Origin of the sequence: Streptomyces liliifuscus, assembly GCF_016598615.1 — a bacterium.
GTDB classification, from domain to species: Bacteria; Actinomycetota; Actinomycetes; order Streptomycetales; family Streptomycetaceae; genus Streptomyces; species Streptomyces liliifuscus.
On record NZ_CP066831.1, the window covers coordinates 4,109,715 to 4,123,450 of the forward strand.

Sequence of the window (13,736 nt, forward strand, 5' to 3'; positions counted from 1 at the left end):
CCTGACCTGCGGACCCGTACGCCTCGAAGGCGACTATCCACGGTGCGTATACACGCGGTGTATACGCCCTGTGTACAGTGCTCCGCATGTCCATCGGTCACACGCTCCTAGGACTCCTGGAGTCCGGGCCCCGCCACGGTTACGACCTGAAGCGGGCCTTCGACGAGAAGTTCGGTCACGACCGGCCGCTCCACTACGGCCAGGTCTATTCGACGATGTCCCGGCTGCTGAAGAACGGCCTCGTGGAGGTCGACGGGATAGAGGCGGGCGACGGCCCCGAGCGCAAGCGGTACGCGATCACCGAGGCGGGCGTCACCGACGTCCAGCGGTGGCTCGCCACACCGGAGAAGCCGGAGCCGTACCTCCAGTCGACCCTCTACACGAAGGTCGTCCTCGCACTCCTGACGCACCGCGACGCGTCCGGGATCCTCGACACCCAGCGCGCGGAGCACCTGCGCATGATGCGCATGCTCACCGACCGCAAGCGCAAGGGCGATCTCGCCGACCAGCTGATCTGTGACCACGCACTTTTCCATCTCGAAGCCGACCTGCGCTGGCTGGAACTCACCGCCGCGCGCCTCGGCAAGCTCGCAGAGGCGGTGACTCGATGACCCCCGCAGGTTCCCTGCTCGTGGCCCACGACCTGCGCAAGGCGTACGGCCCCACCAACGCCCTCGACGGCGCCGAGTTCTCCATCCACCCGGGCGAGGTCGTCGCCGTGATGGGCCCCTCGGGCTCCGGCAAGTCGACCCTCCTGCACTGCCTCGCCGGCATCGTCACGCCCGACTCGGGCTCGATCATGTACGGCGGCCAGGAAATGGCGACGATGAACGACGCCCGGCGCAGCGCGCTGCGCCGCTCCCAGTTCGGCTTCGTCTTCCAGTTCGGCCAGCTCGTACCGGAGCTGACCTGCGTCGAGAACGTGGCGCTGCCGCTGCGGCTGAACGGCTCCTCCCGCAAGGACGCCGAGCGCGCCGCCCTGGCCCGGATGGAACAGCTGGAGGTCGACGACCTCAAGGCCAAGCGGCCCGGCGAGGTCTCCGGCGGCCAGGGCCAGCGCGTCGCCGTCGCCCGCGCACTGGTCACCGACCCGCGCGTGCTCTTCGCCGACGAGCCCACCGGCGCCCTCGACTCCCTCAACGGCGAACGCGTCATGGAACTGCTCACCGACGCCGCCCGCTCCGCCAACGCCGCCGTCGTCCTCGTCACGCACGAGGCCCGCGTCGCCGCCTACTCGGACCGCGAGATCGTCGTACGCGACGGCAAGTCCCGGGACATGGAGCGCGTCGTATGAATGCACGCCAATGGTCGAAAGACCTGGCCATGGGCGCCAAGTTCGCGTTCACCGGCGGCCGCGAGGGCTGGGTGCGCGTCCTGCTCACCGGTGTGGGCGTCGGTCTCGGCGTGGCACTGCTGCTGCTCACCACCGCGATACCGAGCGCGATGCAGGCACGCTCCGACCGCGAGACCGCGCGCACGGACATGACGTTCGGCGTGGACGAGGCGCCCAAGGCCGACAACACGGTGCTCGTCGCAGACGTCGGCACCGAGTTCCGCGGCCGGGACGTCCGCGGCCGCCAGCTGGAACCGGAGGGCCTGCGGGCGCCGCTGCCGCCGGGATTGAAGAAGTTCCCCGCGCCGGGTGAGATGGCCGTGTCGCCCGCACTCAAGGAACTGCTGGAGTCCAAGGACGCCAAGCTGCTGCGCGAGCGGCTGCCGGACCGGATCACCGGCACGATCAGCGAGGCGGGTCTCATCGGTTCGGCCGAACTCGCCTTCTACTCGGGTGGCGAGAACCTGGCCCGATACGGCGACGGCCCCGGCATCACGCGCATCAACACCTTCCAGGGGGAGAAGGCGCCCTCGGAGGAGATGGACCCGGTCCTGCTGCTGCTCGTCCTCACGGTCTTCGTGGTGCTGCTGATGCCCGTCGGCGTCTTCATCGCCGCGGCCGTACGCTTCGGCGGCGAGCGGCGCGACCGCCGGCTCGCGGCGCTGCGGCTGGTCGGCGCCGACGGCCGGATGACCCGCCGAATCGCCGCGGGCGAGGCGCTCTCCGGGGCGGTGCTCGGGCTGCTCTTCGGCACCGGGTTCTTCCTGATTGCCCGTCAGATCGCGGGCTCCGTCGAGGTATTCGGCTTCAGCGTCTTCCCGAGCTACCTCAACCCGACGCCCGTACTCGCCCTCCTGATCGCCGTCGCTGTCCCGGCGGCAGCGGTCGCGGTGACGCTGCTCGCCCTGCGCGGAGTGGTCATCGAGCCGCTCGGCGTGGTGCGCACGGCCAGGCCCGCGCGACGCCGCCTGTGGTGGCGGCTGCTGCTGCCGCTGGGCGGTATCGGACTGCTCGTCCCGATGATCGGGAAGGGCACCGAGAACGGGAACTTCAACGAGTACATGGTGGTCGGTGGCGTCATCCTGCTCCTCGTCGGCATCACCGCGCTGCTGCCGTGGGTCGTGGAGGCCGTCGTGGCCCGGCTGAACTCGGGCTCGGTCTCCTGGCAACTGGCGGTCCGCAGGCTCCAGTTGAGCAGCGGTACGGCGGCCCGCATGGTGAACGGCATCGCGGTGGCGGTGGCCGGCGCGATCGCCCTGCAGATGCTGTTCGCCGGAGTCCAGAGCAGCTACACGGAATCCACCGGCAACGACCTCTCGCGCGCCCAGATGCAGATGTCCGTACCGAGGACCGCCCCACTCGCCGAGGCCCGGCAGTCCCTCGCCGATACCCGCGGCGTGCGCCAGGCGATGGCGCTCTCCGACGGCTGGCTGGGCTCGGGCAGGAAGGACCCCGAGACGTCCACGCCGCTGACGGTCGGCGACTGCGCCTCCCTGCGCGAGGTGGCGAAGCTGCCCTCGTGCCGCGAGGGTGACGTCTTCGCGGTGCACGGCGCCGACTACGACACGGACACCCCGAAGCTCGCCACACCCGGCGGGAAGCTCTACATCGACCCCTCCTACAGCGGGGAAGAGAAGAGCAAGGAGGTTGCCTGGACGGTGCCGCGGGGCATCATGAAGGCCGCCCCGGGCAATGACCCGAAGGGCTGGGAGCGGGGCGGTTTCCTGTTCACCCCGAGCGCGCTGCCCGCCGCGGCGGCCTCGACCCTCGACGGGCAGATCTACCTCCAGCTCGACATGACGGTCCCGGACGTGCAGGAGCTCGTACGCAACGCCGCGTCGAAGATTGATCCGCTCACGGACCCCTGGACGTACGCGGCGAGCGAGCGGTCCGACACCTTCGACTCCATCCGCACCGGACTGTTCGTCGGCGCGGCCTGTGTTCTCGCGCTGATCGGGGCGAGCCTGCTCGTCTCCCAGCTGGAACAGCTGCGGGAGCGCAAGAAGCTCCTGTCGGTCCTCGTAGCCTTCGGCACCCGGCGCCGCACACTGAGCCTGTCGGTGCTGTGGCAGACCGCGATCCCGGTCGCGCTCGGTCTGCTCCTCGCCTCGGTGGTGGGCCTCACCCTGGGCGCGGTCCTGCTGAAGATGACGGCCACCAAGGTGACCGTGGACTGGCTGAGCGTCCTGGCCATGACGGGCATCGGCTCGGCGGTCGTCCTCGTGGTGACGGCCCTCAGCGTGCCGCCGCTGCTGCGGCTGATGCGCCCGGACGGGCTGCGCACGGAGTAGCGCGCCTCGGGGCTGCGCAGGGAGTTGACGCGCCTCAGGGCTGCGCACCGAGTTGACGCGCCTCAGAAGCGCGGGGCCGTTGCCGGTACGGGTCACACCACCCGTACCGGCAACGGCTCCAGCGCTTTCCGAAGAGCCGCGCCCAACTCCTCGTACTCCGCCCCGCGAGCCGCGCCCGCCCTCATGGCGAGGGCGATGCGCCGGGTCGGGGCCGGCTCCGCGAAGTAGCCGGTGAGCAGCTGATCGCTGCGGGTCGTCTCGACCCTGACGGCCGTACGCGGCAACAGCGTCACCCCGAGACCACCCGCGACGAGTTGTACGAGGGTGGAGAGCCCGGCGGCGGTCGTGGTGACCGGGGCGTCCGCGCGACCGGCCTCCCGGCAGATGTCCAGGGCCTGGTCCCGCAGGCAGTGCCCCTCGTCCAACAGCAGCAGATCGAGCCGGCGCAGAGCTTCCCTCGGGATCCCCTCCCTGCCGCCGAGCCAGTGATCCGGCGGCGTGACGAGCACGAAGTCCTCGTCGAAGAGGGGCAGTTCGACGACACCGGGCACGCCTTGGGGGTCTCCCCGGCCAAGTCTGTTCGAGTCCGGCGGAGGCACGGCGAGCAGCAGCAGGTCGAGCCGCCCGGTGGTGAGCCCCTCCAACAGGCTCACGGTCTGCTCCTCGTGGACCTGGAGGTCGAGGGCCGGGTAGCGGTCGTGGACCAGCTTCAGAACGGTCGGCAGCAGATACGGCGCCACGGTCGGAATCACCCCGAGCCGCAGCACCCCGGTGAACGGCGCCGACACCGCCTCAGCCTCCTCCATCAGCGCCCCCACCTCACCGAGCACAGCCTTCGCCCGCACAACCAGCCGCTCACCGGCGGCCGAGAGAAGCACCTTGCGCGTCGTGCGCTCCAGCAGGGTCACCCCCAGCGTCTCCTCCAGCGCCGACACGGCCCCCGACAGCGCGGGCTGACTCATACCGATCGCCGCGGCGGCGTCGCGGAAGTGCAGATGCTCGGCCACCGCGGCGAAGGCTCGCAGCTGCGAGAGGCTCGGCTGCCTCCTCTTACTGGGGGCCACTGATAGCCACCTCCGATCAGAACGACCGAGTGTAGCTATTTCACTAATCAATGCACTCTGTGCCACGATCATGAACGTCCAACCCAAGGGAAACCCCTACAAATAGGGGCTTTCTTCGCTTCAAGGAGAGCGCGTGCTCACTGTCGGTGACAAGTTCCCCGAGTTCGATCTGACTGCCTGTGTCTCGCTGGAGAAGGGCAGGGAGTTCGAGCAGATCAACCACAAGACGTACGAGGGTCAGTGGAAGATCGTCTTCGCGTGGCCCAAGGACTTCACCTTCGTGTGCCCCACCGAGATCGCGGCGTTCGGCAAGCTCGACGACGAGTTCGCCGACCGTGACGCCCAGGTCCTCGGCTTCTCCGGCGACTCCGAGTTCGTGCACCACGCCTGGCGCAAGGACCACGACGACCTGCGGGACCTGCCCTTCCCGATGCTGGCCGACTCCAAGCACGAGCTCATGCGCGACCTCGGCATCGAGGGCGAGGACGGCTTCGCCAAGCGTGCCGTCTTCATCGTCGACCAGAACAACGAGATCCAGTTCTCCATGGTGACCGCCGGTTCCGTCGGGCGTAACCCCAAGGAGGTTCTGCGGGTTCTCGACGCGCTGCAGACCGACGAGTTGTGCCCGTGCAACTGGAGCAAGGGCGAGGACACCCTCGACCCGGTCAAGCTGCTGGCCGGTGAGTGACCGATGTCCCTCGACGCGCTGAAGTCCGCGATTCCGGACTACGCCAAGGACCTTCGGCTGAACCTCGGTTCGGTGATCGGCAACTCCGAGCTTCCGCAGCAGCAGTTGTGGGGGACGGTGCTCGCCTGCGCGATCGCCTCGCGGTCTCCTCGTGTGCTGCGTGAGCTGGAGGAGGAGGCCAATGCGAAGCTCTCCCCCGAGGCGTACACGGCGGCCAAGTCCGCCGCCGCGGTCATGGCGATGAACAACGTCTTCTACCGCACTCGGCATCTGCTGTCCGATCCGGAGTACGGGAACCTGCGGGCCGGTCTGCGGATGAACGTGATCGGGAACCCCGGTGTGGAGAAGGTCGACTTCGAGCTGTGGTCGCTTGCCGTCTCCGCGATCAATGGGTGTGGGCAGTGTCTTGACTCCCATGAGCAGGTGCTCCGCAAGGCCGGTGTCGACCGGGAGACCATCCAGGAAGCGTTCAAGATCGCTTCGGTCGTCCAGGCGGTGGGCGTCACCCTCGACGCGGAGGCGATCCTGGCGGAGTAGCTCCGCCGGTTTGCCCCTCCCTCGTGGCCCCGTTCACCTTCGCGGTGGGCGGGGCTTCGGACTGTCCTCGCCCCCGCCGCCCCTACCCATTCCCGTCCCTTTTCAGGGGGCTCCGCCCCCGAACCCCCCAAAGACCAAAAGATTGCGCAGTTCCCCGCGCCCCTAGGTACCTAGGGGCCTAGGTACCTAGGGGCGCGGGGAACTGCGCGACCAGCCCCCACCGGACCCGCACCCGAAAACGCACCCGCCGGGGTCTGGGGCGGAGCCCCAGGGGACGGGGCACCCTACGAAGGCGGCCGGTGTTCCACCGGTGCCACCCCCGTCGCCGTAGCCCCCCGCGGCACAGGCGACGTACGCAACGCCGGCTCCTGGGAGTACGAGCGGAGGTAGCCGACCACCGTGTTGGTGACGGCGACGAGCGGGACCGCGACGACCGCGCCGCCGATGCCCGCGACCATCCCGCCCGCGGCGACGGAGAGAACGACGGCGAGCGGATGCACCCGCACGGCCCGGCCGAGGATGAACGGCTGGAGGATGTGGCCCTCGATCTGCTGGACGGCGAGCACGACGATCAGAGCCATCACCGCGGTGAAGACCCCCTGCGTCACGAGCGCCACCACGACCGCCAGCGCGCCGGAGACGACGGCACCGACCAGTGGGATGAACGCGAACAGGAAGATGAAGACGGCCAGCGGGACAGCCATCGGGACGTCCAGGAAGAAGATGCCCAGGCCGATGAAGATGGCGTCGATCAACGCCACTATCACCGTCCCGCGGACATAGGCCGTGAGCGTGCGCCAGGCACGCGGGCCCGCCCCGGCCACCCCGGGCCGTGCCGCCGCCGGCACCAGCTTGAGCGTCCACTGCCAGATGCGCTTGCCGTCGTAGAGCAGGAAGAGCGTGGAGAACATCGTGAGGAGGATGCCGGTGAGGGCCTCGACGATGACGGTGACGCCTTCCAGGCCCGCCGACGTGATCTCGTCGGTGTTGGCGCCGACAGCCTCGCGCAGGCTCTTGGCGATGTCCTTGATCTGGTCCTCGGTGACATGGAACGGGCTGTTGAGCAGCCAGCGCTGCAACTCGTCGATGCCGTCCTGGACCTGGTCGGAGAGGTTGTCGATGTTCTCCATGACCTGCCAGACGACGAACCATCCGACGAGCCCCATCACCACGAAGCCGAGGGTCGCGGTCAGCGCGGTGGCGAGCCCGCGCGGCACCCCGTAACGCCGCAGCCGTGCCACGGTGGGCTGGAGCAGCGCGGTGATGAGCAGTGCGGCGACGAAGGCGAGTACGACGAGCTGTACGGCGCTGATGACGCGCATCAACACCCAGACGGTGCCCGCGAGTACGAGCAGTCGCCACCCGGCCTCGGCGGCGACCCGCATGCCCCAGGGAACGGCCGCGGCGGGATCGGGGCGAGCGGCGGGGGCGGGGGCGGCCACGGGAGTGTCCGAGGGCGGGGAGGGGGGCCGGGGCGGTGTGCCGTTCGCGGTGGCGGTGGACGCGGCCGGGGTGTCGGCGCCGGCGCTGTCCTTGCCGCCCCGATCGGTGGCGTTGCTCCGGCCGAAGTCGTCGCCCTCGCCGAAGTCGTCGTCCTTCTCGGCCTGCGCGCGGCGCGCGTTCAACCGGTCGCCCATTGCGGTGAGTCCGGCGCCGAGCCGGCCGAGCCACCCTGGCACTCTCGACATGATCCGTCCCTTTTCCCCGTTGTGCCCCACCACTCCCCCCTGGAGTCGTCGGCATCGACCGTACATGGCAGAAGCCCCTCACCGTAGGACGGTGAGGGGCTCCGAAAAGGTTGAGAGGACCGAGTGGCTGTCGGCCTAGTAGTAGTTGTTGGACTGCCAGAAGTCCCAGGCTCCGCACGGGCTGCCGTACCGGTCGTTCATGTAGCCGAGGCCCCACTTGATCTGGGTGGCCGGGTTGGTCGCCCAGTCCGCGCCGGCGGAGGACATCTTGGAGCCGGGCAGCGCCTGCATCAGACCGTAGGCGTCCGAGGTGGGGTTGTCCGCCCGGTAGTCCCAGCTGGACTCGTGGTCCACGATGGTGCTGAAGCACTGGAACTGGTCCGCGGGGACGATCTGGCGCGCCATCGCCTGGATCTCCGCGACACTGTACGAGGACTGCGTCGGGAAGCTGGACGCGTCACGCGTGGCGGAACGGCTGGCAACCTTCTCGGCTTCCTTCCGCTCCTTCGCCTCCTGCTCGGCCTTCTCCGCGGCCTTCTGCTTGGCCACGGCGTCCTTGGCGGCCTGCTTGCGCGCAGACTCCTCGGCGTCCTTCTTGGCGGTCGCGTCGGCCGCGATGGCCTGCGAGTCGGCCTGCTGAGTCAGGGATGCGGTCTGCACCTGCGCCTGCGCACCCGCGGGTATGTCCGCGAGAAGCGTCGCGCCTGCTGCCGTTGCCTCCGCGTCGTCGCTCGAGGACGCGGTGTTGCCCGAGGCAACACCGGTGACAGCGCCGACAGCGGTGACCGCGGTGGCCGAGGCCACTGCGAATCCCCGGACCGAAATCCGGCTCACACGGTTTCCTTCCAGCATCGCCCGCTACAGGTGACCCTCGCGGACGCAATCGTGCCCTTGGCGCTGGCCTCCCAACTGCGGGGTCACGGGAGGCACGGGCCCGATGGGCAACTCCCATGAAGGGAGTGCCGCGTGGTGCTCGGGCGGCATACGACGGCTTTATGGAGTTCTGTTACTTCTGTGGTGCCGTACCGCTGGGGGCACAGGTGTGTCGTATGCGGGGCCTGACAGGAGTGAGACTCTGCCGCACCCCGACGCCGGAGGGCAATTCTGTGTCGGGTGTGAAAGCTCACACCTCGTTTGCCTCAGGAGTTTTCCGGAAACGAGCACACGCCAGGACGCCGCCCGGCTAGGCTCTTCAGCCTTTGCCGGACGGCGTCAATTACCGTGTAGCCACCACCCGTTGGACGGATGCCGCGAGGTGGGGCGCGCTGGATCAGATGTGTCCGTCCTCCAGCATTTCGGTCACAAGCGCCGCAATCTGGGAGCGCTCGGACCTGGTGAGTGTGACGTGCGCGAAGAGCGGATGGCCCTTCAGCTTCTCCACGACGGCCACGACTCCGTCGTACCGGCCGACCCTGAGGTTGTCCCGCTGGGCCACGTCATGGGTCAGGATCACCCGTGAATTCGCGCCGATTCGGGACAGAACGGTCAACAGGACGTTCCGTTCCAGGGATTGGGCCTCGTCCACGATCACGAACGCGTCGTGGAGGGAGCGGCCGCGGATGTGCGTGAGCGGCAGGACCTCCAGCATGCCGCGCGCGGTGACCTCCTCGATGACCTCGCGGCTGGTGACCGCGGAGAGCGTGTCGAAGACCGCCTGCGCCCAGGGGCCCATCTTCTCGGACTCGGAGCCGGGCAGATAGCCGAGCTCCTGCCCGCCGACCGCGTACAGCGGACGGAAGACCATCACCTTCTGGTGCTGGCGCCGTTCGAGCACGGCCTCCAGGCCCGCGCAGAGGGCGAGCGCCGACTTTCCGGTGCCGGCCCGGCCGCCCATCGAGACGATCCCGACGTCCGGGTCCAGCAGCAGATCCAGCGCGATGCGCTGCTCGGCGCTGCGGCCCTTGATGCCGAAGGCCTCCCGATCACCCCGTACGAGCCGGACGTTGCCCTCGGACGTCACGCGTCCCAGGGCCTTGCCGCGCTCGGACTGGATCATCAGGCCCGTGTGGACCGGATAGTCGGACGCCTCCGGGACGTACAGGGTCTCCTGGTCGAAGAGGAGGTCCACCTGCTCGCCGGAGAGCGTCAGTTCGGACATTCCGGTCCAGCCGGAGGAGCCCGTGATGGCGAGTTCGGCGCGGTACTCCTCGGCGAGGAGCCCGACCGAGGAGGCCTTGATCCTGAGCGGCAGGTCCTTCGACACGACTGTGACGTCGAACCCCTCGGCCTGCAGATTGCGGGCGACCGCGAGGATGCGGGAGTCGTTGTCCCCCAGGCGATAGCCGCTGGGCAGCACGCTGGGGTCCGAGTGATTGAGCTCGACACGTACGGTCCCGCCCAGTTCCCCGGTGGGGATGGGGGCATCGAGACGGCCGTACTTCACCCGGTAGTCGTCGAGCAGGCGCAGGGCCTGCCGGGCGAAGTAGCCGAGTTCGGGATGGTGCCGCTTGGCCTCCAATTCCGTGACCACCACGATCGGAAGCACTACTTCGTGCTCGTCGAAGCGGTTCATGGCGTGCGGGTCGGCCAGCAGGACGCTGGTGTCGAGAACATAGGTGCGCCGGTCTGGCATACGGCGCTTTGTGCTGGTCACCACGGAAGGACGTACCCCCTCGGATGAGGTCGGGGAGCGACGGAGGAGAGCTGGACCGGTGTCCGGCCGCGATGCACGGGCCGACTACCGGCCCTCTCCGCTTCGTCCGTACTGACCGCACGGTCGGGCTGGTGCAAAGGGCCTCCCGGGCGGACGGCCCCGTGCCGTCCGCTGAGATACGACACCCGTGGTTCGGGCGTCGACCTGCAAGGCTTATGCCCTCGAACGCGCGATGCCATGCCAAGGGCGATGACGGCGCGTTCGTTAACACCAGATGACGTACGTCCCTGATGGCGCCCCCTGCGAGCGGGGACCACCCGGAGGCTCAGCCGCCGTAGCGCCTGTGTCGCGCCGCGTAGTCACGCATGGCGCGCAGGAAGTCGACCTTGCGGAAGGCCGGCCAGAAGACCTCACAGAAGTAGTACTCGGAGTGGGCCGTCTGCCAGAGCATGAACCCGGACAGCCGCTGCTCACCGCTCGTACGGATCACGAGGTCGGGGTCGGGCTGGGCGCTGGTGTAGAGGTGCTTGCCGATCATGTCGGTGTCGACGCTGTCGGCGAGCTCCTCCATCGAGGTGCCCTTCTCGGCGTGGTCGAGGATCATCGAGCGCACGGCGTCGGCGATCTCCTGGCGGCCGCCGTAGCCGATGGCGCAGTTCACGAGTATTCCGTCGACATGCGCGGTGGACTCCTCGGCCTCCTTCAGGACGGTCTGCATCCGGGAGGGCAGGATGTCCGGCGTGCCGACGTGGTGCACACGCCAGCGGCCGTCGGCGGCGAGCGAGCTCACGACGTTCTCGATGATGCCGAGCAGTGGTACGAGCTCTTCCTCAGGGCGGTCGAAGTTGTCCGTGGACAACAGCCAGAGGGTGACGACCTCTACGTCGGTCTCGGAGCACCAGCCGAGGAATTCCTCGATCTTGTCGGCGCCGGCCCGGTGTCCCTGGGCGGCGGTGCTGCCCGCCGCCTTCGCCCAGCGCCGGTTGCCGTCCATGATGACCCCGATGTGCTTGGGCACCTGGTCGTGGTCAAGGTGGCCTTCCACCCTGCGTGCATAGAACCTGACCAGCAAGCGGCGCAGGTTGTCGCGCAGGTTCACGTTTTCGTCAGCCCCTCCGTGCAGATAACGGTCCCCCGAGGGCGACACCCTACCGCTGCTGAAGCCCCGCTCCCCCTTGGGGTGCAAGGCCTTCTGCTCTCCGGGCGGCAGGGGGCGGGGGCGGCCCGTGCGGGGCGACGGCAACTCGCCGTACGGGACCACGGCGCCCCGCCGTACGGGACGACGGCACCTCAGGGGCGTACGCCGGGCGCGTGCGAGGGCACAAAAAACGGGCCGGTCCGTGGGGGGGAGACGGACCGGCCCGAGGGGGGGTTTCCACCATAACCCTTCGTAAGTGATGCTGCGTGCATCGGCGTGCCACAACTACTCTCCGCAGTCGCCCGGCAACGCCCGGGTGGGTGCGGAAGCGTTCATTCAAGGGCGGATCGTGGCCGAATCACAGCGGATTCCAAGGCAGCGGAGGCGAATCCGGAGGGAACCAAGGGGTTTGCGAGCGGTTGTGGGGCACTGCGCCATCCGCCTCGGACGTACACCCCAAGAGTGACGCCCCCGGGAACGTCCACTTGACGCCAAGGATGGTTTCGCGGCCTCGGCCGCTTCGCGACTCCGATCGAACCGGAGCCCCGGTACGGAACTCCCGAACGCGCCCCCCGGCGCCGCAGGCAGGGCACCGCGCGGCCCCCTCCTCCGCGCGGTACCGTCCCGCGCAGATTTGCTCACGCGAATTACCTTGCTTCGAATTTACGTGAGCCGGAGAGGTGCCACGGACCATTCGGGGTAACGATGTGGAAACTCTGTGAGCGTTTCCGGGATTTTCGTGAGGGCCCTCACCCGGACTGCGTGGCGACCGGGGGCTCTTTGCTCAATCCTGGGTGTTTACGGGCGATAATTTCCTTCATGTGCAGATCACCCCATTCACCCAACGGCAGAAGTGCGGTGTTCAGCGCCTTGCCCAGCTCGGTGAGCGAGTACTCCACGCGGGGCGGCACCTCGCCGTACACCTCCCGGTGCACCACGCCGTCGGCCTCCAGCTCGCGCAGCTGCTGGCTCAGCACCTTCTCGCTGATTCCCGGGGAGTGGTCTCCCCCGATACTCCGGCGCAGCTCCCCGAAGCGCAGGGTCCCGCCCACGTGCAGCGCCCAAAGGATCATCGGCTTCCACTTGCCGCCCACGACGTCCACGGCCGCGTCCAGGCCACAGCTGTAGGGCCCCTTGCCCTTCGACATGGTCGACTCCTCCCAAGACCGGGGCAGCGGACAGGATCTGACCTAGTTCGGGTCTACCGTCGCCGCCATGACTTCGAGGATCACATGGGACGAGGCGAGCGCGCGGCGCCATGAGCGGCAACTGCTGGGGGCGCCCGCGCCGGCCGGCACCCCCGTCGCCGAGGTCGTCTCCACGCTGCTCGCCACGCACGCGCAGGTCCTGTCGGCGGCCGAGCTCTCCGTGGGCCTGCGGCTCGACGGCGCGACCCGCCAGGACGTGCGCGCGGCGCTGTGGGACGACCGGAGCCTGGTGAAGACGTACGGGCCGCGCGGCACGATCCATCTCCTGGCCGCCGCCGAGCTCCCCTTCTGGAGCGCCGCGCTGACCGCCGTACCGAGCGGTGCGAGCGCCCCTCCGGGCGTGCGGATGACACCCGGGCAGGAGGAGCAGGTCGTCGCCGCGATCGGGGACGCCCTCGACGGGCGGCAGCTGACCATCGACGAGCTGTCCGAGGAGGTCGTGGCCCGCACCGGCCCCTGGGCGGGGGACCTCGTGATGGAGGCGTTCCAGGGCAAGTGGCCGCGCTGGCGCCAGGTCATGCACCGCGCGGGCCAGTCGGGCGCGCTGTGCTTCGCCCCCAACCGCGGCCGCAAGGCCGCCTACACCCGCCCGCCGCACTTCGACCCGCTCCCCGCGGACGAGGCGCTCGCCACGCTCGTACGTCATTATTTGCACGCGTACGGTCCCGCGACGCCGCAGCACTTCGCCAAGTGGGCCGCCGCGCCCCGGGGTTGGGCCGCCGACCTGTTCGGCTCGCTGGCCGCTTCGGGCGGAATCGAGGAGGTCGACTTCGAGGGGGCGCCGGCGTGGGTGGTGGCGGGCGACACGGAGTTCCCGACGGAGGCCGTACGCGGGGTGCGGCTGCTTCCCTACTTCGACGCGTACGCCATCGCCGCGCAGCCCCGGGAGCGGATGTTCCCCGGTGCGGCGTACGAGCGGGCCCTCGCCGGCGGGCAGGCGGGGAACTTTCCCGTGCTGCTCGTCGACGGTGTGGTGGCGGGGGTCTGGCACCAGCGGCGGCAGGGGAAGCGGACGAAGGTGACGGTGGAGCCGTTGGGCCGGCTGACCCGGGCGCAGGAGCGGGAGCTGGGGCAACAGGTGGAGCGGGTCGGTGAAGTCCTGGAGGCCGGGCCGGAGTTGGTGGTGGGGAAGGTGACGGCGGGCCCGCACGCGTAGCCCGCGAACGTCAACTCCGCTCGCGCCTCGGGGACTTGTT

The 13,736-nt window shown here is 69.3% G+C and carries 12 protein-coding genes; 6 read left to right on the forward strand and 6 right to left on the reverse strand.

The genetic code is table 11. From position 1 onward, the window contains the following. Positions 1-86 precede the first annotated feature (86 nt). Genes JEQ17_RS17330 through JEQ17_RS17340 form a run of 3 tightly spaced genes read left to right on the forward strand, consistent with a single transcriptional unit; the run spans position 87 to position 3,624 of the window. Entirely contained in the window at positions 87-611 is a 525-nt protein-coding gene (locus JEQ17_RS17330) for a PadR family transcriptional regulator (protein WP_143636691.1), read from the forward strand. After that, positions 608-1,294, forward strand: coding sequence for an ABC transporter ATP-binding protein (locus tag JEQ17_RS17335; RefSeq protein WP_200396091.1), 687 nt, complete (start codon positions 608-610; stop codon positions 1,292-1,294). The genes JEQ17_RS17330 and JEQ17_RS17335 overlap by 4 nt, the downstream gene beginning before the upstream one ends. Continuing rightward, the gene (locus JEQ17_RS17340; protein ID WP_200396092.1) at positions 1,291-3,624 is read left to right on the forward strand and encodes an ABC transporter permease; all 2,334 of its coding nucleotides are present in this window, start codon (positions 1,291-1,293) and stop codon (positions 3,622-3,624) included. The genes JEQ17_RS17335 and JEQ17_RS17340 overlap by 4 nt, the downstream gene beginning before the upstream one ends. A gap of 92 nt (positions 3,625-3,716) precedes the next feature. On the opposite strand, the gene JEQ17_RS17345 is transcribed toward JEQ17_RS17340, so the two are convergent. Continuing rightward, positions 3,717-4,688: a LysR substrate-binding domain-containing protein gene (locus tag JEQ17_RS17345; RefSeq protein ID WP_200396093.1), complete on the reverse strand. Its 972-nt coding sequence runs from the start codon at positions 4,686-4,688 to the stop codon at positions 3,717-3,719. A gap of 133 nt (positions 4,689-4,821) precedes the next feature. Here JEQ17_RS17345 and JEQ17_RS17350 point away from each other — a divergent pair, with 133 nt between their 5' ends. Together JEQ17_RS17350 and JEQ17_RS17355 are read left to right on the forward strand one after the other, a co-directional pair. Further along, complete coding sequence (locus JEQ17_RS17350; RefSeq protein ID WP_200396094.1) at positions 4,822-5,376, forward strand: peroxiredoxin; 555 nt, start codon at positions 4,822-4,824, stop codon at positions 5,374-5,376. Positions 5,377-5,379: 3 nt separating this feature from the next. Continuing rightward, the gene (locus tag JEQ17_RS17355; RefSeq protein WP_200396095.1) at positions 5,380-5,913 is read left to right on the forward strand and encodes an alkyl hydroperoxide reductase; all 534 of its coding nucleotides are present in this window, start codon (positions 5,380-5,382) and stop codon (positions 5,911-5,913) included. Between the two features lie 284 nt (positions 5,914-6,197). On the opposite strand, the gene JEQ17_RS17360 is transcribed toward JEQ17_RS17355, so the two are convergent. From JEQ17_RS17360 to JEQ17_RS17380, 5 genes are all read right to left on the reverse strand, one after another. Then, on the reverse strand, positions 6,198-7,601 hold the full coding sequence (locus JEQ17_RS17360) for an AI-2E family transporter (protein ID WP_200396096.1): 1,404 nt from the start codon (positions 7,599-7,601) through the stop codon (positions 6,198-6,200). 135 nt (positions 7,602-7,736) lie between these two features. Further along, a complete protein-coding gene (locus tag JEQ17_RS17365; RefSeq protein WP_456115127.1) occupies positions 7,737-8,435 on the reverse strand; it encodes an aggregation-promoting factor C-terminal-like domain-containing protein in 699 nt (232 codons plus the stop codon). A gap of 436 nt (positions 8,436-8,871) precedes the next feature. Continuing rightward, a complete protein-coding gene (locus JEQ17_RS17370; protein WP_200396098.1) occupies positions 8,872-10,197 on the reverse strand; it encodes a PhoH family protein in 1,326 nt (441 codons plus the stop codon). Positions 10,198-10,519: 322 nt separating this feature from the next. Next, positions 10,520-11,293, reverse strand: a complete 774-nt coding sequence (locus JEQ17_RS17375) for an isoprenyl transferase (RefSeq protein WP_200396099.1) — start codon at positions 11,291-11,293, stop codon at positions 10,520-10,522. Positions 11,294-12,081: 788 nt separating this feature from the next. Beyond that, on the reverse strand, positions 12,082-12,480 hold the full coding sequence (locus tag JEQ17_RS17380) for a winged helix-turn-helix transcriptional regulator (RefSeq protein ID WP_200396100.1): 399 nt from the start codon (positions 12,478-12,480) through the stop codon (positions 12,082-12,084). A gap of 67 nt (positions 12,481-12,547) precedes the next feature. Between JEQ17_RS17380 and JEQ17_RS17385 the strand changes: the two genes are divergently transcribed. Then, positions 12,548-13,696, forward strand: coding sequence for a winged helix DNA-binding domain-containing protein (locus JEQ17_RS17385; protein WP_200396101.1), 1,149 nt, complete (start codon positions 12,548-12,550; stop codon positions 13,694-13,696). The last annotated feature ends 40 nt before the right edge of the window (positions 13,697-13,736 follow it).

Excerpts from the sequence above, each read along its gene's own strand:
- JEQ17_RS17330 (WP_143636691.1), top strand. The coding sequence starts at position 87 with ATGTCCATCGGTCACACGCTCCTAGGACTCCTGGAGTCCGGGCCCCGC.
- JEQ17_RS17335 (WP_200396091.1), top strand. The coding sequence starts at position 608 with ATGACCCCCGCAGGTTCCCTGCTCGTGGCCCACGACCTGCGCAAGGCG.
- JEQ17_RS17340 (WP_200396092.1), top strand. The coding sequence starts at position 1,291 with ATGAATGCACGCCAATGGTCGAAAGACCTGGCCATGGGCGCCAAGTTC.
- JEQ17_RS17355 (WP_200396095.1), top strand. The coding sequence starts at position 5,380 with ATGTCCCTCGACGCGCTGAAGTCCGCGATTCCGGACTACGCCAAGGAC.
- JEQ17_RS17360 (WP_200396096.1), bottom strand. The coding sequence starts at position 7,601 with ATGTCGAGAGTGCCAGGGTGGCTCGGCCGGCTCGGCGCCGGACTCACC.
- JEQ17_RS17380 (WP_200396100.1), bottom strand. The coding sequence starts at position 12,480 with ATGTCGAAGGGCAAGGGGCCCTACAGCTGTGGCCTGGACGCGGCCGTG.
- JEQ17_RS17385 (WP_200396101.1), top strand. The coding sequence starts at position 12,548 with ATGACTTCGAGGATCACATGGGACGAGGCGAGCGCGCGGCGCCATGAG.